Source organism: Sheuella amnicola (genome assembly GCF_010499255.1).
GTDB lineage: Bacteria > Pseudomonadota > Gammaproteobacteria > Burkholderiales > Burkholderiaceae_B > Zwartia > Zwartia amnicola.
This window is the reverse complement of record NZ_JAAGRN010000008.1, coordinates 122,119-145,034: the sequence shown is the minus strand read 5'-3', so window position 1 is coordinate 145,034 and position 22,916 is coordinate 122,119. Positions and strand designations below refer to the sequence as shown.

The 22,916-nt window shown below is 51.6% G+C and carries 21 protein-coding genes; 11 read left to right on the top strand and 10 right to left on the bottom strand.

Annotation, left to right across the window (positions count from 1 at the left end; translation table 11 throughout):
• Positions 1–19: 19 nt before the first annotated feature.
• Both G3I67_RS12315 and G3I67_RS12310 read right to left on the bottom strand, forming a co-directional pair.
• Positions 20–970, bottom strand: a complete 951-nt coding sequence (locus tag G3I67_RS12315) for an aldo/keto reductase (RefSeq protein ID WP_163655772.1) — start codon at positions 968–970, stop codon at positions 20–22.
• Positions 967–2,250, bottom strand: coding sequence for an NTP/NDP exchange transporter (locus tag G3I67_RS12310; protein ID WP_163655770.1), 1,284 nt, complete (start codon positions 2,248–2,250; stop codon positions 967–969). The genes G3I67_RS12315 and G3I67_RS12310 overlap by 4 nt, the downstream gene beginning before the upstream one ends.
• Before the next feature lie 117 nt (positions 2,251–2,367).
• Here G3I67_RS12310 and G3I67_RS12305 point away from each other — a divergent pair, with 117 nt between their 5' ends.
• Genes G3I67_RS12305 through G3I67_RS12295 form a run of 3 tightly spaced genes read left to right on the top strand, consistent with a single transcriptional unit; the run spans position 2,368 to position 5,236 of the window.
• Positions 2,368–3,591 carry a CaiB/BaiF CoA transferase family protein gene (locus G3I67_RS12305; protein ID WP_163655768.1) on the top strand — a complete coding sequence of 408 codons (1,224 nt, stop codon included), beginning with the start codon at positions 2,368–2,370 and terminating at the stop codon, positions 3,589–3,591.
• Positions 3,592–3,618: 27 nt separating this feature from the next.
• Positions 3,619–3,945 carry an NIPSNAP family protein gene (locus tag G3I67_RS12300; RefSeq protein ID WP_163655765.1) on the top strand — a complete coding sequence of 109 codons (327 nt, stop codon included), beginning with the start codon at positions 3,619–3,621 and terminating at the stop codon, positions 3,943–3,945.
• 34 nt (positions 3,946–3,979) lie between these two features.
• A complete protein-coding gene (locus G3I67_RS12295) occupies positions 3,980–5,236 on the top strand; it encodes an MFS transporter (protein WP_163655764.1) in 1,257 nt (418 codons plus the stop codon).
• Positions 5,237–5,251: 15 nt separating this feature from the next.
• Here the strand turns inward: G3I67_RS12295 and G3I67_RS12290 are convergent, their stop codons facing one another.
• On the bottom strand, positions 5,252–6,859 hold the full coding sequence (locus tag G3I67_RS12290) for a flavin-containing monooxygenase (RefSeq protein ID WP_163655762.1): 1,608 nt from the start codon (positions 6,857–6,859) through the stop codon (positions 5,252–5,254).
• Positions 6,860–7,053: 194 nt separating this feature from the next.
• On the opposite strand from G3I67_RS12290, the gene G3I67_RS12285 reads away from it, so the two are divergent.
• Entirely contained in the window at positions 7,054–8,043 is a 990-nt protein-coding gene (locus tag G3I67_RS12285) for a Bug family tripartite tricarboxylate transporter substrate binding protein (RefSeq protein ID WP_163655760.1), read from the top strand.
• 21 nt (positions 8,044–8,064) lie between these two features.
• On the opposite strand, the gene G3I67_RS12280 is transcribed toward G3I67_RS12285, so the two are convergent.
• Positions 8,065–8,898: an NADPH-dependent oxidoreductase gene (locus tag G3I67_RS12280; protein WP_163655758.1), complete on the bottom strand. Its 834-nt coding sequence runs from the start codon at positions 8,896–8,898 to the stop codon at positions 8,065–8,067.
• A gap of 122 nt (positions 8,899–9,020) precedes the next feature.
• Between G3I67_RS12280 and G3I67_RS12275 the strand changes: the two genes are divergently transcribed.
• Complete coding sequence (locus tag G3I67_RS12275; RefSeq protein ID WP_163655756.1) at positions 9,021–10,256, top strand: MFS transporter; 1,236 nt, start codon at positions 9,021–9,023, stop codon at positions 10,254–10,256.
• Between the two features lie 13 nt (positions 10,257–10,269).
• Positions 10,270–11,262, top strand: coding sequence for a CDF family Co(II)/Ni(II) efflux transporter DmeF (gene dmeF, locus G3I67_RS12270; RefSeq protein ID WP_163655754.1), 993 nt, complete (start codon positions 10,270–10,272; stop codon positions 11,260–11,262).
• A gap of 36 nt (positions 11,263–11,298) precedes the next feature.
• Here the strand turns inward: dmeF and G3I67_RS12265 are convergent, their stop codons facing one another.
• Together G3I67_RS12265 and G3I67_RS12260 are read right to left on the bottom strand one after the other, a co-directional pair.
• Positions 11,299–12,366: a TauD/TfdA family dioxygenase gene (locus G3I67_RS12265; protein ID WP_203583646.1), complete on the bottom strand. Its 1,068-nt coding sequence runs from the start codon at positions 12,364–12,366 to the stop codon at positions 11,299–11,301.
• A 29-nt stretch (positions 12,367–12,395) separates the two neighbouring features.
• Positions 12,396–13,619 (bottom strand): MFS transporter, encoded by a 1,224-nt coding sequence (locus tag G3I67_RS12260; protein WP_163655752.1) that lies wholly within the window; start codon positions 13,617–13,619, stop codon positions 12,396–12,398.
• Positions 13,620–13,850: 231 nt separating this feature from the next.
• Here G3I67_RS12260 and selD point away from each other — a divergent pair, with 231 nt between their 5' ends.
• Positions 13,851–14,897, top strand: a complete 1,047-nt coding sequence (gene selD / locus G3I67_RS12255) for a selenide, water dikinase SelD (protein WP_163655750.1) — start codon at positions 13,851–13,853, stop codon at positions 14,895–14,897.
• Positions 14,898–14,980: 83 nt separating this feature from the next.
• Here selD and G3I67_RS12250 read toward each other — a convergent pair whose 3' ends face one another.
• Positions 14,981–15,967, bottom strand: a complete 987-nt coding sequence (locus tag G3I67_RS12250) for a Bug family tripartite tricarboxylate transporter substrate binding protein (protein ID WP_235931900.1) — start codon at positions 15,965–15,967, stop codon at positions 14,981–14,983.
• A gap of 175 nt (positions 15,968–16,142) precedes the next feature.
• On the opposite strand from G3I67_RS12250, the gene G3I67_RS12245 reads away from it, so the two are divergent.
• Positions 16,143–17,111: a Bug family tripartite tricarboxylate transporter substrate binding protein gene (locus G3I67_RS12245; protein WP_163655748.1), complete on the top strand. Its 969-nt coding sequence runs from the start codon at positions 16,143–16,145 to the stop codon at positions 17,109–17,111.
• A 46-nt stretch (positions 17,112–17,157) separates the two neighbouring features.
• Here the strand turns inward: G3I67_RS12245 and G3I67_RS12240 are convergent, their stop codons facing one another.
• A complete protein-coding gene (locus G3I67_RS12240; protein ID WP_163655746.1) occupies positions 17,158–18,729 on the bottom strand; it encodes a class I adenylate-forming enzyme family protein in 1,572 nt (523 codons plus the stop codon).
• On the opposite strand from G3I67_RS12240, the gene G3I67_RS12235 reads away from it, so the two are divergent.
• Complete coding sequence (locus G3I67_RS12235; protein WP_163655744.1) at positions 18,728–19,777, top strand: Bug family tripartite tricarboxylate transporter substrate binding protein; 1,050 nt, start codon at positions 18,728–18,730, stop codon at positions 19,775–19,777. The two genes, G3I67_RS12240 and G3I67_RS12235, sit on opposite strands and share 2 nt — an antisense overlap.
• Here G3I67_RS12235 and G3I67_RS12230 read toward each other — a convergent pair whose 3' ends face one another.
• Both G3I67_RS12230 and G3I67_RS12225 read right to left on the bottom strand, forming a co-directional pair.
• Positions 19,778–20,614 carry an alpha/beta hydrolase gene (locus tag G3I67_RS12230; protein WP_163655742.1) on the bottom strand — a complete coding sequence of 279 codons (837 nt, stop codon included), beginning with the start codon at positions 20,612–20,614 and terminating at the stop codon, positions 19,778–19,780. It abuts the gene before it with no gap.
• A 90-nt stretch (positions 20,615–20,704) separates the two neighbouring features.
• Positions 20,705–21,232, bottom strand: coding sequence for a YcjF family protein (locus tag G3I67_RS12225; protein WP_163655740.1), 528 nt, complete (start codon positions 21,230–21,232; stop codon positions 20,705–20,707).
• A 332-nt stretch (positions 21,233–21,564) separates the two neighbouring features.
• Here G3I67_RS12225 and G3I67_RS12220 point away from each other — a divergent pair, with 332 nt between their 5' ends.
• The gene (locus G3I67_RS12220; protein ID WP_203583645.1) at positions 21,565–22,437 is read left to right on the top strand and encodes an FAD binding domain-containing protein; all 873 of its coding nucleotides are present in this window, start codon (positions 21,565–21,567) and stop codon (positions 22,435–22,437) included.
• Entirely contained in the window at positions 22,438–22,914 is a 477-nt protein-coding gene (locus G3I67_RS12215; protein ID WP_163655738.1) for a (2Fe-2S)-binding protein, read from the top strand.
• The last annotated feature ends 2 nt before the right edge of the window (positions 22,915–22,916 follow it).

Genomic DNA, 22,916 nt, shown 5'->3' with positions numbered 1-22,916 from the left:
AATTTAATCGATCCGATGGTTATCCACCCGGCAGACTGTTCACCAGCGCAATCATGCGTTTTCTAGTCTCGGCATCCGGCAGTTGGCCCACGCCACCGCCTGCATTATCGATTACGTTGGCGGGGCGGCTTGTTGCCGGGGTAATGCAAGTTACCGCCGGGTGACTTGCAACGTATTTAAGAAAGAATTGCGCCCAGGTCGATGCCCCGAACTCTTTTGCCCACGCCGGCACTTCCACGCCTTTGACTCGATTCCACAACCTAGTGCGGCCAAATGGCGCGTATACAAGCACTCCGATGCCGCGATCACGTGCCAACGGCAAAATGGTTTCTTCCGCAAACCGGTCGTCAATTGCATAGTTCGTGCCGATAAAGTCGAGTTTTTCACGCCGCATCGTATCTATCATTTCGGCATATTGGTTTTCGAACGTGGTCGTGATGCCGATGTACTTGACCCGGCCGCCCTGTTTGGCCTCACGCAAGATGGGTAGCTGCACCTTGATATCGCCCATATTGTGAACCTGAATAAGATCGATCACGGGTTTACCAATGCGTTTGAACGAGTTTTCGAGTTGATTTCTTGCGGCAACCGCGTCTGCCGGACCACCTCGCGAAGCGACGTTGAGTTTAGTTGCCCAGAATAGTTTTTGAGCAATGCCAAGCTCTTGCGCGATGCGTCCGGCTACCTCTTCCGATGCACCATAACTTGGTGCCGTATCGAAGACAGTTCCCCCCAGTTCGACCATTTTGCTCATGACCGCTTTGAGCGCCTGCTGATCTTCGCTTCGGGCGACCTGGGCGAAAGTGGCTGAACTACCTAAACCGATGATGGGTAAACGCTGTCCCGACGAGGGGATCGCACGGGTAATCAGTGCCGACTTCGAATCCTGTGCCCAGGCAAACTTGGGCGCAAGCGCCAACATACCTGCGGTGCTTGCAGTCATGCGTAACCATTCGCGGCGGGTTGTCATGTGTTGTCTCCTGTAAGTGTTTGATTTTTTCGTGCATGACCAAGCCATAGGCCAAGTCCCATCCAAATGAGGGCGAGGGGTACCGCGACTCCTGCCAAGCCGGCAAGTCCCATTCCCAACCCTTTGAGCAGACCATCGGCCTGAGATCCGATGACGTCTCCCGCTCGATAGACGAAGGTGTCGATAAATGCCTTGGACTTGTAGCGATCCGAGCGTGACAGGACAGTGAAGAGCGTTTCGCGCGCAGGTCGCATGACGCCCCGCTGCATGGCTTTGAAAGTTGCATCCAGTGCGATGAGTGCCCCTAGCGAAGCGAAAATGGCTAGTCCGATAAATCCCAGCGCAACGCTGATAGGCAGCAATGCAAGCGTGATCGCGACACCCAACTTTCTCATCAAATGGCCTGTCAGCAGTGCCTGCAGGGCGAATGTGGCGATTTGTGAAATCATGTCGATGCGTGCAAAGATTTCGGTTCGCGAGTCAGTATCCAGTCCCAGTTTGGCAACCATGTGCAGTCTGGTGAAGTAAATCAATGTCGCCATCACTGCAACAATGAGGACATAAGCGGAAATGCCAAGTAGATAAGGAGATTTGAAGACCGCGAGGCAGCCCTCCCATGCGCCGCCTCCGATCAGGGATCGGGATGTTGAAGTTGTGGATGCCTGGGTGATGACTTCATCGCGCAATCGGGTCAGATACCATGCGGACAAGACAGCCAGAATCAGAAAGACTGCCGCAACCGGAAGCAGAAACGGTGTGCCCATCGGTTTGGCTAGCAGGCTTGCCAACCAAGGGCCGAAAATTGCGCCCAAAGTCCCTCCAAGCGCGACCGCCCCAAAAAGACGTTCACTTTGTTCAGGGGTAAACCGGTCAGTCATCAATGCCCAGAACAGCATGGTCGCAAACAGATTGAAAACACTAAACCAGACGTAGAAAATCTGCCCCGATGTCTGGCCTACATTCTCGGGAGCCCAAACCAGTAATCCATAGAAAATCAGTAAACCCGCAACGAAAAACAAATAGGTCGCGGCAATGAACACCATGCGTCTAAAGTGACTGACCAGCCATCCGAACAAGGGATTGACCGCCAAGGTGATCATGACGGTGCCTAGGAAAAGCCAGCGAATCGCCTCGATGCCGCGCGCCATGCCGAGTGCCTCGCGTGCCGGGCGCACGACCATGAGTGCAGTGAGGACGCAAAAGAAGAAAAGACCCGAGACAAAGACGGGTAAAACTTCGTCTTTTCGTATATTGGTGAAGGTCGATATAAGGGCCCGCATGAAAACGTATCCTTGGTACTGTGTCTCCAAGAATACAGATAGGCGGCAAAAATTCAAGAAAATCCGCTTTACGAAGCCATTACAATGGATTTTTAGAATAAAAATCAGGAGTCCACCATGTCAGGTCCCTTATCGCATATCAAAGTTCTGGATCTTTCCCGCGTTCTGGCCGCCCCCTGGGCTGCTCAAAATCTGGCTGATTTGGGGGCCGATGTGATCAAGGTTGAGCGCCCGATCAAAGGGGATGATTCACGGGCATTTGCACCGCCTTTTCTAAAGGACGAGGCTGGAAACACGACGCGAGAGTCCGCGTATTTTTGTGCGGCCAATCGTGGCAAAAAGTCGATAACGGTCGATTTATCCAAGCCTGAAGGACAGCAGCTTATCCGTGATCTCGCGAAAAATGTGGACGTGATTTTCGAGAATTACAAGGTAGGTGATCTAGCTAGATATGGTCTGGGTTATGAGGACATTAAAAAAATCAATCCATCAATCATTTATTGTTCGGTGACGGGATTCGGTCAGACTGGTCCTGAAAAAGATCGTCCCGGATACGATTTCATGGCGCAGGGCATGGGAGGGTTGATGAGCGTTACGGGCGAGCGCGAAGATCTGCCCGGAGGCGGCCCGCAGCGAGTTGGCGTGCCGATCATCGATCTCACTACCGGAATGTACGCCAGTATTGCTGTGTGCGCAGCGATCGCGAATCGTGCGCTGACCGGGCAGGGACAATGGATTGATGTGTCTTTGCTTGATTCTTGCGTGGCATTTCTGGCTAACCAGGCGATGAACTATTTCGCCACAGGCGAGTCGCCCAAAGGTATCGGTAATGCTCACCCCAATATCGTGCCCTACCAGACCTTTAAGACGGCTGACGGGGCATTGATTCTCGCTTGCGGCAACGACAACCTTTTCAATAAATTCTGCGAAGTCGCCAATTGCACGCATCTGGCCAAAGATCCCAAATTTTCGACCAATGGGCAACGCGTCAAGCACCGGGATGAAATCACCGCGTTGCTCAACGAAATATTTTTGACCAAAACCACGCGTCAATGGGTCAAGTTGCTTGATGAGGCAGGCGTGGCCAATGGTCCCATCAACAGCATTGCCGAAGTATTCCAGGAACCTCAGGTGTTGGCGCGTGGAATGAAAATCGAGTTGCCTCATGCCGTGGCCGGAAAGGTACCTCTAGTGGGTAGTCCGATGAAGTTTTCAGGTACGCCCATCAAGCATGAAATTCCCCCACCTTCATTGGGTCAACATACCGATGCCATTTTGTCGGAAGTGTTGAAAAAATCCGAGGCTGAAATTGCCGAACTCAAACAAAAAGGGATCGTTTGATTCCGTAAAAATTAAAAAGGAGACCTTATGCTTTACGAGTTAAGAATCTATCATTGTGCGCCAGGACGCCTTCCAGCATTGAATCAGCGGTTCGAAACGATTACGCTGGATTTATGGAAAAAATACGGAATTAAACCTGTCGGCTTTTGGACGAACCTGATTGGTCCGAGCAATCAGAGTTTGACCTACATGTTGCAATGGGAAAGTCTTGCCGAGCGTGAGCAGAAGTGGAACGCATTTGCCAGTGATCCGGAATGGATCGCCAAGCGTAATGCCACCGAGGCAGAAAAAATCATTGTCCAACGCGTTGAGAATCAAATTATGACTCCAACGACGTATTCATTGATGCGTTAGTCCAGACTCCCCGTTCACAACAGTTTCGCCCAGCATGCCTAACACCCGCGCGTCGGTTTTTTCGCTGTTCAACGTTCGTAGTTTTCGGTTTCAATGGCCGGCTGATCTGTTCGCCTCGTGGGCCTTCGAGATGGAGGTGCTCATACTCGGGTGGTACGTCTTGGTCGAGTCAGAGTCCGTCTTTTTATTGGTCGTTTTCGGCGCACTGCAATATGTTGGTTCGATCGTCTCGCCTCTTTTCGGGGTGGCGGGTGACAGAATCGGATACAGGCGGTTGTTTCTGATTACCCGCGGGATATATGCTGTTCTGGCCATTTTGCTTGCTTTGTTTGCGGCATTCGATGTGTTGACGCCTGCCATTGTTCTGGTGATTGCCGGCATTTCCGGCATGATGAAACCGTCCGATATCATGATGCGTTTTGCTTTGATTGCGCATACATTGCCTGCGGGGCAGTTGATCAGCGCACTTGGCGTGTCGCGCGTGACCAGCGACTCAGCCCGGATCGCTGGTGCGCTTGCTGGCGTTGGCGTGGTGGCATCGTTTGGTTTTGATTACGCTTACATTGTCGTCACGTTGTTGTATGCGATTAGTGTATGGCTTGTGTTGGGCATTGATCCGATGCCTGTGTCTGAACACTCACAACAAAGCAAACCGACGCCTTATCACGATCTGGTTGAAGCATTTAAATATGTTTGGAAAAAGCCGGAACTGCTTGGCGCATTTTGTCTGGCGTTTCTGGTTAATGTGCTGGCGTATCCGCTTTATCTCGGGCTGCTTCCCTATGTCGCCAAGAATATCTATGAGATCGGTCAGGCCGGACTAGGCGTACTTGGTGCATCCTACGCGCTGGGTTCGTTAATCGGTTCGCTTGCTGTCAGCACAAATCGCTTTACTACGGGACCAGCTCGTCTGATGCTAGTGACATGCCTGATCTGGTTTGCGATTGATCTGATTTTTGCCCAAGTGACTAACATCTCAATTGGTCTGGTCTTGCTATTTGCGGGTGGTTTTTCCCAAAGTGTTTGTCTGACACCTTTAGCTGGTGTCATGCTTCATTGCGCCGAACCTGCATTTCGTGGGCGGGTCATGGGCATGAGAATGCTGGCGATATGGGGGTTGCCTACCGGATTGATGCTGTCCGGACCTCTTATCGATCAATTTGGGTTCGCGGCGACGGCCACGATTTATTCAGTGTTGGGATTGATACTTACACTCGTCATTGCGATGAGATGGCGAGAGTTGCTGTGGAGTCGCGATGCGCCGGCAAATCAGACGGCGCAATCGCGATGATGTGACGGTTCCTGATTAGCTAGCGAACTGGAAACCCTCATAGCCTTTGGCCGTGACATCGTTGCACACCTTGGTGTAACGAGCTAGGCCACCCGCATAGGGCATAAAGACTTGTGGTTTGCCTGGTACGTTCGCACCCAAATACCACGAGTGTTTAACTGTCGGAAGCAAAGTCTCGTTGGCCACGGCATTCACTTGCTCTTGCCAGTAGTCGCCAGATGCCTCGGTAGTTTCGATGACTTTCAGGCCTTTTTCCTCCATGTGCTTGATGCAATTCGTGATCCAGTTCACATGCTGTTCGATAGCAGGAGGCATGTTGCACAGAACCGAAGGGCTACCCGGTCCGGTGATTGTGAACATGTTCGGGAATCCAGGAACTTGCAAGCCTAAATAAGTGCGGGGACCGGCACTCCAGTAATCCTTGAGCTTGCGATGCTGGCGTCCTTCGATGTCCATCTTGACCAGTGATCCGGTCAAGGCATCGAACCCGGTCGCAAAGACAATGATGTCCACTTCATATTCTTGATCGGACGTTTTGACACCCTTGGCGGTGATCCGCTCGATTGGCGTCTTGCGCAGATTCACGAGATGAACATTTTCACGGTTATACGTTTCGAAATAGTGATCATCGACAGGAGGGCGCTTAGCGGCGAAAGGATGATCGATATCGGAAAGTAGATCGGCAACCTCAGGATTTTTAACCACTTCGCGAATTTTTTTGCGGATGAATTCCGCCGCCTTGTCATTGGCTTCTTGGCTTGTGAGAATATCCTTGAACGCCGCGCGAAACTGGAATCCGCCTTGTGCCCATAATTCTTCGAAAATCTTTTCGCGTTCTTCGTCAGACACATCGAAGATCGACCGATCCTGCATATGGAAAGGATGACCATTCGTGTTTGTGGTCATGATTTCATAGATATCGTCGGCGTGCTCTTTCGCGTACTTTTTGAACTCGCCGGAGAGTTTATGGTGGCGTGCGGGCAGGCTATAGTTGGCGGTACGCTGGAACACGGTGACATGCGCAGCCTGGGATGCAATCACAGGTATGGCTTGTATGCCCGTAGAGCCAGTGCCGATGACCGCGACGCGTTTGCCTTTGAAGTCAACGCCTTCATGTGGCCATTCACCGGTGTGATACCACTTGCCTTTGAAGTCCGAGATGCCTTCGATTTTTGGGAGGTTGGCTGACGACAGGCAGCCCACAGCTGTGATGAAGTATTTGGCGCTGTATTGCTGGCCTTTGTCCGTTGTGATCAACCAGCGATTGGTCGCTTCGTCGAACTTGGCGGTCTGCATGCGCGTGTTCAACTCGATATCAGGTCGCAGCTTGAATTTATCAGCGACATAATTCAAATATCGAAGGATTTCGGGCTGTTGAGGATAGCGTTCCGTCCATTCCCATTCGTTCACCATTTCTTTCGAAAAATAGTACATGTAGGAGTGACTCTCAGAGTCACAACGCGCGCCGGGGTAACGATTCCAGAACCAAGTTCCACCCACACCTGAACCGGCCTCCAGGACTTTGGCCGACATGCCGAGTTTGTCACGTAGACTCAATAATTGGTACATGCCCGAGAAGCCTGCGCCCACGATAATCGCGTCGATTTGCTGCACTGCTGACATAGTTTCGTCTCTCTGTTTGATGATTTTCGTTATGGGTTTCAATTTATTGAAAATTTATTCTTATCGATTGATGATACATCAACAGGTTGCATTGCACCAATAAGGTCTTAGTGCTTGCAAGCTTGCGTACGATAGGTAGAATCTTTATGGGTATCTACAAAAAAACTAAATAAGAATCAATCCACGGAGACAATATGTTTGCTGATCGTTTCATGCGATGCCTTCGCCCCGCCGCGCTGATTGCTCTGACCCTATGTGCCGCTTCTTCCGAAGCTCAAAATAACTGGCCCAATAAGCCTGTTCACCTCGTTGTGGGTTTTGCTCCCGGTGGGGGGACGGATATTGTGGGTAGGGCTTTGGCTTCCCGACTGTCGGAAAATATCGGCCAGTCGGTGGTTGTCGAAAACAAGGCGGGAGCCGCGGGCACGATCGCAGCGGACATGATTTCCAAAGCATCCCCGGACGGATATAACTTGTTGATGGGGCATTCGAATTCGAATGCAATTTCTCCGTTCGTCCTCAAAAATGTCCCTTATAACCCCGCGACGGATTTTTCTCCCATCACTTACGTCGGCTATGTTCCCAACGTATTGGTGGTGAATGCCTCGTTGCCCGTTAAGTCCGTTGACGACTTGATCAAACTCGCAAAAGCCAAACCGGGTGAGTTGACCTATGGCTCTTCGGGTATAGGAAGTACGCAGCATCTTGCCGGATCCTTGTTTTCGCAGATCACCGGGGTCAACCTGAATCACGTGCCTTACAAGGGAAGCGGCCAGGCGATCGTGGATTTGCTGGCAGGGCAGATCACGATGAATTTTGATACGTTGCCCCCGGTGCTTGAGCAGATACGGACCGGTAAATTACGTGCCTTGGCTATTTCGACACCTCAACGCTTGCCGCAGTTGCCCGACGTTCCGACATTTAAAGAAGTGGGAATTGACGGATTCAATGTGACGAACTGGTATGCCGTGATGGGCCCTAAAGGGATGTCGCCCCAATTGGTCGCAAAAATCGACGAAGCCGTAAAAAAAGCGATGCAGGATCCTGCCACCAAAAAGACCTTGGACTCCCAGGGCTTGCAAACCCAAGGGCCCGCCACTCCAGCTGCATTCGGCGAATTCATCCAGAATGAAATCGCCAAATATCGCCAAATGGTCAAGACATTGAATATCAAGTCGGATTGAAGAGTCATCCGACTTGATTGATCACTTCATTTCGAAGCCCAGGTTGTTCAGGGCCGTGACTAGCCTGTCGCGACCCGACAGAGATTCCGGACCGCGCACGCGGTGCAGCGATTGAAGCTCCCATGAATGCGTGGTTTTCATGCCTTGTTCGGTCGAAAACGCATTCATGCTGGTGTTGTAACCATCGATGACTTTGGCGTGAATAGTCGGGTCGTATTGCTCATGGTGCAATACTGACGCTTGTGGCAATCTTGGTTTGATCCCTGTGGGTTGCGCGGGATCCGGGTAGCCCACGCACATGCCGAACGTCGCAAAGCTTCGTGGAGGCAGGCCCAGCTCTTTTGCGACCTCTTCGGGCTTGTTGCGGATTCCTCCGATGTACACGGTTCCCATGCCCAGGGATTCGGCTGCTACGGCTGCGTTTTGTGCGGCCAGTGCAGAGTCTATCGTTGCAACCATCATCATTTCAAAATAGTTCAGGCCATCGTAGGCCTTCTGATTTTTGTCGCCTAGCGTCTGAAGACGGGAGAGATCGGCGATCCAGACCAGAAAGAGGGGGCATTCACTGATATGGGCCTGATTGCCGGCTAAGGCTGCCAGTCTGTCTTTGCGTCCCTGATCCTTCACTGCAACCACGCTCCAGACCTGCAGGTTCGACGATGTCGCTGCGGATTGAGCGGCAGCCACCAGTGTTTCCAGTGTTTCCGGTGGCAACGGTTGCTTTGAATAAGCGCGTACGGAGCGATGATTCAGCAAGGTTTCGATTGTTTCGTTGACGGTTTGCAATGAAGGTGGATTGGAGCGATAGCGTTCACTCAAGAGTTTTTGGGATTGTGCTGCAGATACTTGTGTCATTTTTTAAAGTCCGATTTCAATATGTGGAAGATAGTGTACATATCATTTATGAATGATTCTTATCAACGTGTAATAATTTCAGGGAGACATTTGACCTTAATTCATACTAAAACGATTCGGTTGTGAAGAAAATATTTTATGGCTGGCGCATGGTTTTTGCAGCCGCCAGCTTGCAGTTTCTCCAGGCAATGATGCTGCATCAAGCCTTTGGCGCCTATGTTGCGGTACTGATCGAACAGAAAGGCTGGAGCAAAACCTCTGTTTCAGGGGCTTCCGCGATGATGTCGATGGAAGCGGCCGTGATCGGACCGATTCTTGGCTGGTTTTTGGACAAGTTTGGTGCTCAGGGTGTAATCAAGGTCGGTGTGTTCATGTTCGGCATTGGTTTTATCCTGCTGAGCATGATCGACTCGCTCGGCCAATTTTACGGGGCCGTGGTGGTGATCGCGATAGGTGCCTCGATGGCGGGATATTTCCCGTTGAACGTTGGTGTCATTCAGTGGTTCGAAAAGAAAAGAGCGCGTGCGCTGTCCATCGTCGGCCTCGGTTTGGCGCTGGGAGGCATGTTCGTTCCAATCATTGCAGGATCGATACAGTATTTCGGCTGGCGCCAGACGGCGTTTGGTTGCGGTGTCGTTGCCATTTTGCTCGGTTATCCATTGGCCAGCATATTCAAGCGCAGGCCCGAGGATTTTGGCATGCATGTGGACGGTATCGCGCCGGCGGAACAGGAAAAAACCGATATTGACTTGAAGGACTATCGTCCGGAGCGTGAGTTTACGGCCCGTCAGGCACTGCGCACCAAGGCGTTTTGGCTGCTGTCGATCGGTCATGCGCTTGCTTTGGTTGTGGTCACGGCGGTCAACACGCATGCGATCAATCACATGCGAATTTCGCTGGATTACACCATCGGACATGCATCCGTATTCATTACTTTGATGACGTTATTTCAGGTGATTGGCGTCCTGCTTGGGGGCTATTTCGGCGATAAGTTTGAAAAAAGACGTGTTGCGGCCATCTGCATGTTGATGCATGCCGGCGGGCTGTTGATGCTGACATACGCGACCGGAGCCGCTATGCTGGTGGTATTCGCCGTGGCGCATGGACTGGCCTGGGGGATTCGTGGCCCGTTCATGCAGGCGATTCGTGCCGACTATTTCGGCCGCCGTTCTATCGGAATGATCCTTGGATTGTCGGCCATGCTGGTGGCAGCCGGTCAAGTTACCGGCCCCCTGCTTGCAGGCATGATGGGGGATGCCACTGGCAATTACCGCCTAGGTTTTACCGTGTTGGCGATTATCGCTGCAAGCGGATCTGTTGTATTCTGGATGGCTCGAAAGCCCCCGATACCAACTTGAGTTTGATTGAATCATGCATTTACACGATTTATCCGAATGGGCGCATGATCACATCTTCGATACGAGCAGCCGGGCCGCAGAAAAAAGTACGCGGCTGGTAATGTGGGTCACCCTCGTGATGATGGTGTTCGAGATCGCTGCGGGTTGGTGGTACAACTCGATGGCATTGCTTGCGGACGGCTGGCACATGAGTTCGCATGCCGTTGCAATCGGATTGAGCGCGTTTGCCTATTCTGCGGCTAGACGCTACTCGCGTGATGCCAGGTTTGCGTTTGGTACCTGGAAGATCGAAATACTGGGCGGTTTTGCCAGTGCGGTTTTTCTGTTGTGCATTGCAGGCCTGATGGTTTTCGGATCAGTCGAGCGCATAGTAGACCCGCAACCGATTCACTATCAGGAAGCCATCGTGGTCGCAGTCATTGGCCTGATCGTCAATCTCGTCTGCGCAATTATTCTTGGACGTGTGCACCACGATGACCATCACGACCATTCTCTGAGTCATTCTCACGGTCATCAACATGAACCAGCGCATGGTCATTCGCATGGCCACGCCCATCATCATGATTTGAATCTGAAATCGGCTTATGTGCATGTGATCGCCGATGCAGCCACATCGCTGTTGGCCATCATCGCTTTGTTGGGTGGGTGGTTTTTAGGCTGGTCCTGGCTTGATCCTGTCATGGGTCTTGTGGGCGCAGTGCTTGTGGCCGTATGGGCAAAAGGTTTGATACAGGATACGGGCAAAATCCTGTTAGATAGGGAGATGGATCATCCCGTTGTGAATGAAATTCGGGATGTTGTGGAAGGGATCACTAACGATGGTGAAACCAAAGTGACTGACCTGCATGTCTGGCGCGTAGGCAAAACCGTGTATTCATGCGCGTTAACGGTGGTCACGCATGACTCGACCTTAACGCCATCCATTATTCGGCAAGCTTTGTCGATTCACGAAGAAATCATTCATTCGACCATAGAAATCCATCTTTGTCCGGATGCGCATGCCTGACTTGAACTGCTGGTTATACGGATAGCGAATCCGGATTTAAAGGGGATCCAACGGAGCGTTCACTGCGGCATCAGTATGCATGACACCTCCACGAAGTCCGGGGACCACGGTGCCATAACGCTGGGCGAACACTTCGGGCAATGGCCTGGCCAATGGGGATGATAGCCAGAGACGCAGCAGATGACGTTTCTTTGCGGGGTCGCTCCAGTCTTCGAATGCGGTGCGATCGTGCAGAAGAGTATGGTTATGAACAAATTGCATGTCACCCGGTTCGAGTCGCATCAAAAAATTCAGTCTGGGATCGTTTGCAAGATGATCGAAGCAATCGAGCGCCTCGATATGCAGCGGGGTCAAGCGCATTGCATCATTGAAGCGTTGTGCCGAATCAATGTACTGCCTTTGGTATATTGTGGACATCAGTCCTTGATGCCAGTTGAAGACGGGTATTTCGAAATAAGGTTTCTGTCCGACCGGCACTTCCCCACGTCGATCGGTTGCGATCGGATCAAATAGAGCGGCAGCCAACTCGGGATGATTGCGACGCATTTCGTTATAAAGTGTGTTGGAAGAAACCAGCGCCGAATCTCCTCCCGCCTTTGCCTGTTGCAGACAAACCAGGCCGACAAGATCGCTTGAATCCGTATGATAGGTTTGTCTTTCATGCGTTTGGTAGATGCGAACATTGGGATCATCTGCTCGAAGTCCCATGTCGATCACGTGTCCCAATAAATGGCCTTTGGCGTTCTGAGGTCGAGCGTTTCCGAGATGGGATCCCAATCCATAAAATACTGCCGCCGTGGTTCTTCGGGACCATATATCGACTGGGAGTGATTTCACCAAAGCAAAACCCGGTCCGTCTATCAAGAAATCATGGATAGCGCGCAATCGAGGTGCAAGAGTCGGTAAAACAAAACGGTCGCGTGTAATGTCCGCTATATTTTCCGATTGGTCCAGGCAAGTGGATGCGGCTTGCTCAAGCTCTTTGATTTCATTGTCATTCAGAGTGAACAACCAATTGCCACTGTTTTGTATGCGCGGACCTAGCCAGGCCGAAGGTGTTTCGATTTCGGGGGGTAAATCTTCAACGCGCATAGCAAACCTCATGTATTGAATTCCGTATATTTCCGATCAATTTAAGTCAGCTCTCTGTTTTTTTCCAAATCGGGAAGAAACCAGGCGACTATCCCCAAGGCTGGCAGATAGGAGCAAAGCTGGTAAATGAAACTAATGCCTTTGAAATCGGCGATGTATCCCATACCCGCGGCGCCCAAGCCGCCAAGCCCGAAAGCAAATCCGAAAAACAAACCCGACACCAATCCGACGCGACCCGGAATAAGTTCATGTGCATAGACAAGAATGGCGGGGAAGGCGGATGCCATGAGTAACCCGATAATAATAGTGAGTACGGCAGTCCAGAACAGATCAGCATAAGGCAACATCAGCGTGAAGGGCAGGGCTCCAAGTATCGATATCCAGATCATGGGGCGTCGACCGATTCGGTCGGTGAGAGCGCCCCCAAGCAGCGTGCCGACCGCGATCGAGGACATGAAGATGAACAACTGAATCTGTGCCGCTTTGACCGTGATATCGAAGCGCTCGATCAGGTAAAACGTGAAAAAGGAGGTCAGGCTCGAGCTATAAACGTTTTTGGAAAACAACAACAGCATCAGAATGCCGATTAGAAACAAGACACGCACCTTGGGCAAATCATGTGCCTGCACTGATTTGTGCGCACCGGCTTTGCGTGCCACCGATCGGGCCCTGTACCACAGGCCGATTCGGGTCAGAATCATCATGGCGACGAGTGCTGCCAGAGACACCCAGGCTATCGCCCCCTGTCCTCGAGGCAGAACAATAAAAGCGGCAAGCAAAGGACCAACGGCCTGCCCGAGATTGCCGCCAACTTGAAAAAATGCTTGCGCCGAACCGTACATGCCACCGGATGCCATGCGAGCGACACGGGATGCTTCCGGGTGAAAAATGGCGGACCCTGTGCCGACCAGAGAGGCGGCAATGAGAATCAACGCATAGTTGTCTGCGACAGATAGCAATAACAAACCGAGCAATGTCGAACACATGCCAAAAGCCAGTGAGAATGGCTGTGGTCGTTTGTCCGTGATGAAACCGACAGTCGGCTGAAGAAGTGAAGCCGTGATCTGAAACGCAAGCGTAATGATGCCGATTTGAGTGAAATCGAGTGCGAACTGTTCTTTAAGCAAAGGATAGAGCGCCGGGATCAGCGATTGCATCAAATCATTCAGCAGATGGCAAAAGCTTAATGCGATCAGGATCGGCAGCGCAGCCGCTTGGGCGGATGCTCCTGTCGAAGCCACTTGGGGTGATGTGACATTACTCATTCAATGTTCCGGTCCGCTCGCTGGCGTCAAATATGTGGTTTCATCAAACGCTGCGTTCTCATCATGGCGTCAGATGCATTCGTCCCACTATAGGTGAAGGATGTGGTTTGTGCCAGATGTTTGAAAGCAAAAAGGACCGGGTTATAAGGTGGCACGATTCCGGTGGGCTATGATGATCGGATAGCACCCGAAAATTGTGGTGCCAAAGCATCAAGTTTTAGGATTCCAAGCATGAGTCAATCCGAGCCTATTCGTTTATCGTCTCTCGCACACGGTGGGGGATGTGGTTGCAAGATCGCTCCTGGTGTTTTGAGCGATATCCTGAAGTCGGTTCCTTTTCGTTTGCCTGACCAATTGCTGGCCGGCAATGAGAACAACGAAGATGCCGCAGTATATCGGCTCAATTCGGAGCAGGCCATCATCGCGACGACTGATTTTTTTACGCCAATCGTGGATGATCCGTATGACTTTGGACGAATTGCCGCGACCAATGCAATTTCGGACGTGTATGCGATGGGAGGCCAGCCTATCTTCGCCTTGGCATTGCTGGGGATGCCCATTAATGTTTTGCCGCTCGATGTCATTCGCAAAATTACCGAAGGCGGTCAGTCGGTTTGCGCGCAAGCCGGCATTCCTATCGCGGGCGGGCATTCGATCGACACCGTAGAGCCGATTTATGGGCTGGTTGTACTGGGTTTGGTTCATCCCGACAAACTTAAGCGCAATAATGGCGCCAAGGTGGGCGATAGCCTGATTCTCGGTAAACCGCTTGGCGTTGGCGTGTTGAGTGCAGCGCTCAAACAGCAGAAGCTCTCAGCCGAAGGCTACGCTGCGATGTTGCGTTACACCACCATGCTCAATACGCCCGGTATTGCTCTGTCTAATATGGCTGGTGTGCATGCCTTGACCGATGTGACAGGTTTTGGGTTGGCTGGGCATTTGCTTGAAATGTGCCGGGGAGCCGGCGTGCAAGGACGCGTGAACTGGTCAGATGTCCCTTTGATTCCTCAAGCTGTGGAATTCGCCAAACAAAAGGTTGTAACGGGAGCGTCGGGTCGCAACTGGCAGGGATATGGGGCCGAGGTGAGCTTGCCGGACGCGATGCAGGATTGGCAAAAGAATCTGCTGACGGATCCTCAGACTAGCGGAGGGCTTCTTTTGGCTTGTTCCCCCGATGCGGAATCTGAAGTATTGCGGCTATTCAAAGAGCAGGGCTTCGAAGACGCGCGCAAAATCGGATCGGTCGTTGAAGGCCGAGGAATCGCTGTGAATCTCTAACTATTTTGCGCGGTCCCGGATGCAGATTGGTGTTTGCATCCGGAACGAGCGCAGGTTAGACCGAAATAATCCGGCTACCGAATTTACTCTGCCTTCACATTCGCCGTTTTGATGACGGCACCCCATTTTTCAATTTCATCCTTCAAGAATACTTTGGCCTGATCTGGCGTGCTTCCGATCGGGATGATGCCAAGTTCGTTGAAACGATCCTTGATTTCTTTTGATTCAACTACCTTGGCAATCGCCTTGGACAATTTTTGGACCACTTCAGGAGGTGTATTGCCTGGTGCTAAAAACATGACCCAGCTTGAAGACTCGATGGCAGGGCCACCACTTTGGGGGAGTGTTGGAACATTGGGCGCGACAGCCAATCTGTCCTTCGCAAACATGCCCATCCCGTTCACCTTGCCGCTATTCAAGTGCGAAACCATCGAGCTTGGCACATCCACAAGCACCTGGATATTGTTAGCCATCAGGTCAGCAAGAGCAGGGGCTGTTCCTTTGTAGGGGATGTGAACCATTTTGATGCCCGCAGTGTGGGCAAGCAGTTCGGAAGTCAAATGGGCTGCGGACCCGACCCCGGATGATCCGAAGGAAACTTTGCCAGGATTAGCCTTGGCGTAAGCGATCAGTTCGCCTACGGTTTTCGGCGGAAAGTCCTTGCTTGTCGTCAGAATCAAAGGTGAGATGGCAACCAGTGAAACCGGGGCGAGTGATTTGAAATGGTCAAACGGCAATTTGCCCGCATACAGGCTTGCATTCGCGGCATGGGCGGTAATTACTGTCAGAATCGTGTAGCCATCCGGATTCGATTTGGCGACAGTATCTGCGCCGATGATCGAGTTCGCACCAGGTTTGTTTTCGACAACGATGGTCTGACCCAGCTCAGCTTGAAGTTTCGCTGTGACCATGCGCGTGACGTTGTCGGTGAAACCACCCGGGGTGTAGGGGACGACCCAGCGAATCGATTTGTTCGGGTAGTCCTGAACATTCGTGGCAGTTTGCGCACTGGCCATGGATCCGATGAGCGCGACGGCAAGGGTAACCAACGATTGTTTAAGTAATTTCATATTTGTCTCTGATGATTGGATGAGAAGGCCCAAATTATTGCGCATGAAGCGATTGAATTCAGCAAGATAAACATCATTCGGGATATCCCGCAGAAGATACCGCGAAGCTTGCCAGTCAGTAAATCGGGAATTACCATGCCTGAACGAATCAAATCTATAAAAGCCGGAGACCTGAATGCAAAATCGACGTGAGTTCTTGTTGTCTGCTAGCGCTTTAACCGCAGGGGCTATTTTGCCGTCCATGGCTATGGCTCAATCTTATCCGACTCGAACGATTAAATATATCTGTCCCTGGCCGGCCGGTGGTTCAACGGATGTTGTGATGAGAGCATTAGCCGAAAGCGTCGGAAAGATTCTCAAGCAAAATGTGATCGTTGAAAACAAGCCCGGCGCAGGGGGGCTGCTTGGTGCGGCCGAATTGGTGAATGCCAAGCCCGATGGTTATACCCTGGCGCAAATTCCCGTTGGCGCGTTTCGTATCCCGCATATGCAAAAGGTGCAGTTCGATACGCTGAACGATTTCACTTGGATCATATGTTTAACCGGATATACGTTTGGATTGGTCGTTCGCGAAGATTCTCCAATTAAAAATATCAAGGATCTGGTTGCATTCGCAAAAGCCAATCCAGACAAGTTTACTTATGGTACGCCCGGTACGGGAACCAGTCCCCATCTTGCGATAGAAGAATTTGCCCAGCGTGCGGGGATCAAGTTGTCGCACATTCCGTACAAAGGAAATGCGCAAAGTTTACAAGCGGTTCTTGGCGGCCATGTCATGGGGATGAGCGACTCGACAGGCTGGGGGCCGTCGGTGGATTCGGGCAAGCTCCGTTTACTGGCTACCTATGGAAGCAAAAGGACAACCAGGTGGCCCAATGTGCCCACGTTAAACGAACTTGGTTACGAGACGGTGTCGGACTCACCTTATGGTGTCTGCGGTCCCAAAGGGATGGATCCCAAAGTCGTGAAGATTCTTCACGATGCATTCAAAAAGACGCTGGATGATCCGGCTGTTCAGAAGATCTTCAGTCAGTACGATCAGCCCGTGATCTATATGGATACCGCCCAGTACACCAAGTTTGCCCGGGATACATTCTTTGCGGAGAAGAAAATGATAGAGAAACTTGGTTTGGCCGGCTCCTGAATCACAAATGGATGAGTGTTGACGGTCACGATGCCGGACTTAATCTTCAAAGGGCTTTTTTGATTAATTCCGGATAAGGGCCGTCACGTAGCTCGAATCGTTCGAGTACCTGACGGGCGACCTGTTTACGGCTGATCTTTCCCTGCGGGTTTCGAGGCAGAGACTCGACTCCGATAAAGTGGCGTGGCCGCTTGTGTTTGGACATATCCTTTAATAGATCGCCACACAGATCCTCCCATCCGGGTTTCTCGCCTTCAGCGACAGCGATGATGATCTCTCCCCAATAATCCGAGGCAATTGAGGTCACGCATATTTGCGCACATAAAGTGTTGTGGACCAGTTGCGCTTCGATTTCATCCGGATTGACGCGATAGCCTCCGGTCTTGATCACATCGGCGACGCGTCCGGTGAGCACCAATCGACCTTCCTGGTCAAAATGTCCCAAATCCCCTGTTTGGTGCCAACCTTCTGGGGCATGAGGAGCGAATCCTGTTTCTGTAATGAGTCCGGATGATATATGGGGCGATCGTAAATAAATTTCCCCGTCCTCTTGCTGATTTGCGGTCGGTTCAGCACTGACTGATGCATCAGCCGGTGGATGGACGATTTTAATTTCCACTCCCGGTGCGGGCCATCCGACACATGCGCCGGGTTCGATGTGATCCCGATCGAAATATCGCTGTGTTTGTGCACGATCCAATACTGCAATCGGATTGACGCATTCCGATTTGCCGTAAGTGATGCGAATGTTCGGTCCAAACATTTTGGCAGCTCTTCGATACATCGCCGGTGCTAAAGGTTGCGTGCCGGTGAATACACATTTGATGCCATCGAAGTGTCGTCCTTCGAAGGCCGAGGTGATTTTTGCCAATACGGTAGGTGGTGCAAAAATGGCCGACAAACTATTGCTGTTAAGAAGCGGTTCGATTCGGTCAGTGTGCACGCCTGGATGAATGATGATTGTCCCCCCAAAATCGCACCACGCGTAGGTGAGCAAGGATGCGCCGTGAACGAATGGGGTCATCAGCAAAATCTGTTCGCCCGCAGAAGGTATGAAAGGCATTTCGGCTTTTAGCAGTTGCTCACCCATCCAGCGCGCGGCGTGCGAGTAGCGCACGCCTTTCGGTTTGCCCGTTGTGCCTGATGTAAACAGGATACGACCTGCCTGATCGCCTGCAATGGCTGGCAGGGTTCGGAGGGGTGAATGCAGTGTTTTAAATTCAGGTGATGCCGCGAGCGTATCGATATCGATGGTTTGCAATCCGATGCTTCTTAATTCATCCTCGCGCTCCTTTTTTGTTATCACGCTGTCGAAACCGGCAAGCTTGGCGCACCATTGAATTTCATCTAGGGTATAACCCCAACTCAGTGGTGTTTCGGCTGCGCCGTTCATTCTGATACCGTATGATGCCCATACTGCCTGAACGGAGTTTGGTAGTAGGGATGCGATCGCTTTGCCGGGCAGGTGATCGCCCCGATTCAGATAAGAGGCAAGCGCATGCGCGTAAGTGCAAAGCTGTCTGAAGCTGAGCGACTCGCCGGCCATATCGATGGCGGCCGGGCGATCGCCAAAGCGTGCCGATAAAGTATTTAATGAACTGGACCAGGAGACAAACATGAAAAAAGATTCCCTTCTAGATAATGGGCATCGTGATGTGCAGCAAACGGTGAGACAGTCACGCAGAAGATTACTCGCATCCGCATCGATTGTCGCTACTGCGAGCGGCATCGGATTTCCGATGGTTGCTCGTGCGCAATCCGCGTATCCTGCCAAGCCGATCAAGATGATCGTACCCTGGCCACCGGGTCAGGCGACCGATCTTGGCGGGCGTGCGCTTGCGTTGGGTCTTGCCCGTGTCTTGGGTCAAAGTGTGGTTGTCGAGAACAAGGCGGGTGCGGGCGGCATGATCGGAACTGATATGGTGGCTAAATCACCGGGTGATGGATATACGGTTTTAGCTGCATCGAGCGGGCCGGTCACTGTGAGTCCGTTGTTGCAACCCACCGCATATAACCCGGATGCTGATTTGGTGCCTGTCTCGATGATGGGGCTATCGCCATATGTGCTGGTGACCGCGCCGGATTTTCCTGCCAAGGACGCTGCCCAGCTTGTCAAAATGATCAAGGATAACCCCGGCAAGTACACTTTTGCTTCGTCCGGTACGGGTGCAACTGCGCATTTGATTGCAGAATCATTTAACTCAGCACTTGGCCTTAAAGCCGTTCATGTCCCGTACAAAGGCTCCGTGCCTGCTTTGACCGATGTGGTGAGCGGTCGCGTGACTTATTGTCTGGAGACGGCGGCTTCAACCATGCCATTCGTGAGGGATGGGCGCGCCAAGGCTTATGGCGTGTCTTTACTCAAGGGGAGTGTGGTGACGCCTGGTATTCCACCTTTGGCGACGGCAGCGGGTATTCCAGGGTTCGATCTAGGTGCCTGGCTGGGAGTGATGGTGCCGCGAGGCACCCCGGCTGAGATCGTGGCCAAATTAGATGACGCCGTCAAAATGACGATGCAATCGCAGGACGTCATTGAAATCTTCCTGCGAATCGCTGTCGAAAATGATTATCGATCCACGGAAGATTTCAAACGATACCTTAAAGACATCACCAAGCAGTTTGCTGATGTGATCAAGCAAAACGACATTAAGATCGAAAAAACCTGATCACGTCTTTGAAATATCTTTCGAAATGATGTTCGAAATAAACCCTTCAGGCGTTTCAAGTTCGAACATCAGCGAATAATGATTGAGATTTTCAAGAATATGGAGCCCCACCTTACAGCCTTGGCGCTTGAGGTGGTCGGCCATATTTTTTGACTCACCGATCCAGTCGCGCGGTTCGGCACCACCGACAATTACTTCATAATCGATGCTCGGATCGAATTTGTAGTTGATCGGACTCATTGCCTGTACTTGATCAGGCCTGAGTTTGACCTCCTCATTCACGCTGATGTGCAACACCGGCTCGACATTGTAGACGCCACTGAGCAGATAGGCTTTCTTGATGATGCCCGGGGCCAGTTGATAGGGTTGACCTGTCTGAGCCAGAACAGCGGCAATCAGATGCGCGCCGGCGGAGTGACCGAATACGAAAATGTTCTTTGCATCAAAACCCCAGGCATCGGCCTGGGCGGCGATCCACTCAAGGCCTTCTTTAATTTGCAGCACGATGTCGGGCAACTCGACTTTCGGGCACAGATCGTAATTCATCACCGCTACGGCACAACCCGATGGCATCAATCCGTTGGCCACAAAGGTGTAATCTTTTTTGTCTCGTCCGCGCCAGTAACCACCGTGAATGAAAATGGCCAAGGGACTACCGCGTTTAACGGAAGGAAAGAAATCCAGATCGGCTAATGGTCCCTTGCCGTATCTGACATCGCTTTCGAAAGGGTAGCGTTTGCGCGCCGTTTCGCTTTGCTCCTCGCCGCGACGTATGTAAATATCGACGTCCGGTACTGTTGTTCTGGGGTTGTACTGCAGTTCGATCTTCTCAATCATTGCTAAGGGCCTTGATGTGACGGGGTAAAAAAAAGCATGACTCGAAAGTCATGCTTTTTTAAACTAAAAAACGATTTAAAGCAGCAATCTTTATGCTGCAGCCGCTTCTTTTACGGCCTGAGTTTCTTTCATGCCTTCTTTGACTTTGCACTTGAATGTGCTGCAACCGTTGATGAGGTTGAAGTTTTCAAGGGTGCCACCGCAACTGAAGTGGTCCGTGAACATGTTGCCAACTGCGTAAGTAATGCCGGCAGACGTGGCTGCCAACGCAGTGCCAGCAAGCAACAAGCCGATACCTGGGACGACTTTCATCGTAGTGGATGCCAGTACCGGAGCGAGCATACCCGCACCCAGACTGCTGATCAGACTAATCACAATGGGACGCGCCAGCGATTTGTTGAAAGGAACGTCATATGCCAGGCACAATTCATTGATCATTTTGAGCTGCACGCCGGTGATGGCGACCAAGTCAAAGCCGGGAACTGGAATCAATCCGGCGCCTGCCGACCAAGCGACGTTGTTTTTGACGATTTCTTTGGCTTTTGCCAATTGGGCTTGGGCATCAACCGGAGTTTTCTCAATTTCAACTGCGGTGACGTCGATTGTCGAGTCAGACATGAGTATTTCCTTTAAATTGGGAGGTAGGTCTGGCTAAAAAATACAGCGAGAAAGTAATTAATTTAAATAGCTAATCACGGTAGTACGACATTTGGCTTAGATTAACATGAACCGATTGAAAAAAATCAATTTTTTCAATTGCTTGAATAAAAAATGCCTGGATATCTTCCAATGAGAAATCAACTTGTGGGATTTTGGCCCGAATCTCAGTGGAATTGAGCGAAAAAGGTGAGCCGCATCAAGCATATTTGGTTGTTTTGTATATAGAATAGAATGGTTCTATCCGTCGGTTATGAATGGAGTTAGACAAAAAAAATGATTAGGGAAGAGAGATGAGCAATATGCGTTTTGAATCGCCCACAACAGCTGAGGCAGCCGCAGCACTGCTAGCAGGTTCATCGGGGCTTGCAAAAGTGCTTTCCGGAGGGACTGACATACTAATCCAGATGCGTGCGGCAGTTGTCAAGCCTGAGTTGCTTGTCAATGTCAAAGGCATTGACGAAATGACCTCCGTGAAGATTGAAAACGGCGGCTATCGATTTGGTGCCGCCGTCCCATGCATGTCGCTGGTCGAAAACAAGGAATTTGCAAGCACCTGGCCGGGCGTGATCGATGGCGTCAACCTGGTGGGGTCCGTTCAGGTGCGCGGGCGTGCCTCGGTGGGTGGCAACCTTTGCAATGCTTCACCTGCGGCTGATACGGTACCAGCCATGATTGCGGCTGGTGCAGTGGCAACGGTTGTGGGGCCCAACGGGCGTCGCGATATTCCGGTTGAGCAAATTACAACCGGTCCCGGCAAGACTTCGCTGGCAAAGGGTGAATTGGTTGCTTCATTTTATTTGCCCAAACGTCCCGCTCGCTCGGGTGATGCGTATATGCGCTTTACGCCGCGATCTGAGATGGATATCGCGGTGGTGGGAGTTGGCATCAATCTGACGCTCGACGAGAAGGGAGTTTGCACTGCCGCGCGCGTCGCGCTGGGTGCAGTGGCTGAAAAGGCGCTGCTGGTCCCCGAGGCAGCTGCAGCGCTGATCGGAACGACTGTGGATGAAGCTGCACTGGATAAGCTGGCAGCTGCTGCGAGTGCCGCTGCACGTCCTATCGATGACAAACGAGGAACCAAAGTGTTCCGTATCAAAATTGCTGGTGTGCTGGCTCGCCGTGCGGCTGTTGTGGCACTGAACCGTGCCCGGGGGAACAAATAAATGTCTAAGCAACACGTTACTACCACTATCAATGGCAACGCCGTTGAGTTTCTGTGCGACAACAAAGATACGCTCTTAAACGTCTTGCGCAATGATCTGAACATGACCGGCACGAAAGAGGGGTGTGCAACCGGTGATTGCGGCGCGTGTAGTGTCACGATCGATGGTCGTTTGGTTTGTTCCTGTCTTGTGCTTGGCGTCGAAGCCGAAGGCAAGAAAATCGAGACGATCGAAGGTATGTCCAACGGTACGGAATTGCATGTTTTGCAGCAGAAGTTTCTCGAGCATGCCGCGCTACAGTGCGGTATCTGCACGCCAGGTGTCTTGATTGCTGCTCGTGCGCTGCTTGAGCGCAATCCCGATCCGACCGAAGAAGAGGTTCGCTTCTGGTTGGCCGGAAACCTGTGCCGCTGCACGGGATACAACAAGATCATTGAAGCGGTACTGGATGCCGCTCGCGAAATGCGCGGAGCCTGATC

Coding starts and splice junctions, on each gene's coding strand:
- G3I67_RS12310 (WP_163655770.1), bottom strand. CDS start 2,250: ATGCGGGCCCTTATATCGACCTTCACCAATATACGAAAAGACGAAGTT.
- G3I67_RS12225 (WP_163655740.1), bottom strand. CDS start 21,232: ATGTCTGACTCGACAATCGACGTCACCGCAGTTGAAATTGAGAAAACT.
- G3I67_RS12315 (WP_163655772.1), bottom strand. CDS start 970: ATGACAACCCGCCGCGAATGGTTACGCATGACTGCAAGCACCGCAGGT.
- G3I67_RS12290 (WP_163655762.1), bottom strand. CDS start 6,859: ATGTCAGCAGTGCAGCAAATCGACGCGATTATCGTGGGCGCAGGCTTC.
- G3I67_RS12280 (WP_163655758.1), bottom strand. CDS start 8,898: ATGACACAAGTATCTGCAGCACAATCCCAAAAACTCTTGAGTGAACGC.
- dmeF (WP_163655754.1), top strand. CDS start 10,270: ATGCATTTACACGATTTATCCGAATGGGCGCATGATCACATCTTCGAT.
- G3I67_RS12220 (WP_203583645.1), top strand. CDS start 21,565: ATGAGCAATATGCGTTTTGAATCGCCCACAACAGCTGAGGCAGCCGCA.
- G3I67_RS12265 (WP_203583646.1), bottom strand. CDS start 12,366: ATGAGGTTTGCTATGCGCGTTGAAGATTTACCCCCCGAAATCGAAACA.
- G3I67_RS12240 (WP_163655746.1), bottom strand. CDS start 18,729: ATGTTTGTCTCCTGGTCCAGTTCATTAAATACTTTATCGGCACGCTTT.
- G3I67_RS12285 (WP_163655760.1), top strand. CDS start 7,054: ATGTTTGCTGATCGTTTCATGCGATGCCTTCGCCCCGCCGCGCTGATT.
- G3I67_RS12215 (WP_163655738.1), top strand. CDS start 22,438: ATGTCTAAGCAACACGTTACTACCACTATCAATGGCAACGCCGTTGAG.
- G3I67_RS12295 (WP_163655764.1), top strand. CDS start 3,980: ATGCCTAACACCCGCGCGTCGGTTTTTTCGCTGTTCAACGTTCGTAGT.
- G3I67_RS12230 (WP_163655742.1), bottom strand. CDS start 20,614: ATGATTGAGAAGATCGAACTGCAGTACAACCCCAGAACAACAGTACCG.
- G3I67_RS12235 (WP_163655744.1), top strand. CDS start 18,728: ATGAAAAAAGATTCCCTTCTAGATAATGGGCATCGTGATGTGCAGCAA.
- G3I67_RS12300 (WP_163655765.1), top strand. CDS start 3,619: ATGCTTTACGAGTTAAGAATCTATCATTGTGCGCCAGGACGCCTTCCA.
- selD (WP_163655750.1), top strand. CDS start 13,851: ATGAGTCAATCCGAGCCTATTCGTTTATCGTCTCTCGCACACGGTGGG.
- G3I67_RS12305 (WP_163655768.1), top strand. CDS start 2,368: ATGTCAGGTCCCTTATCGCATATCAAAGTTCTGGATCTTTCCCGCGTT.
- G3I67_RS12250 (WP_235931900.1), bottom strand. CDS start 15,967: ATGAAATTACTTAAACAATCGTTGGTTACCCTTGCCGTCGCGCTCATC.
- G3I67_RS12245 (WP_163655748.1), top strand. CDS start 16,143: ATGCAAAATCGACGTGAGTTCTTGTTGTCTGCTAGCGCTTTAACCGCA.
- G3I67_RS12260 (WP_163655752.1), bottom strand. CDS start 13,619: ATGAGTAATGTCACATCACCCCAAGTGGCTTCGACAGGAGCATCCGCC.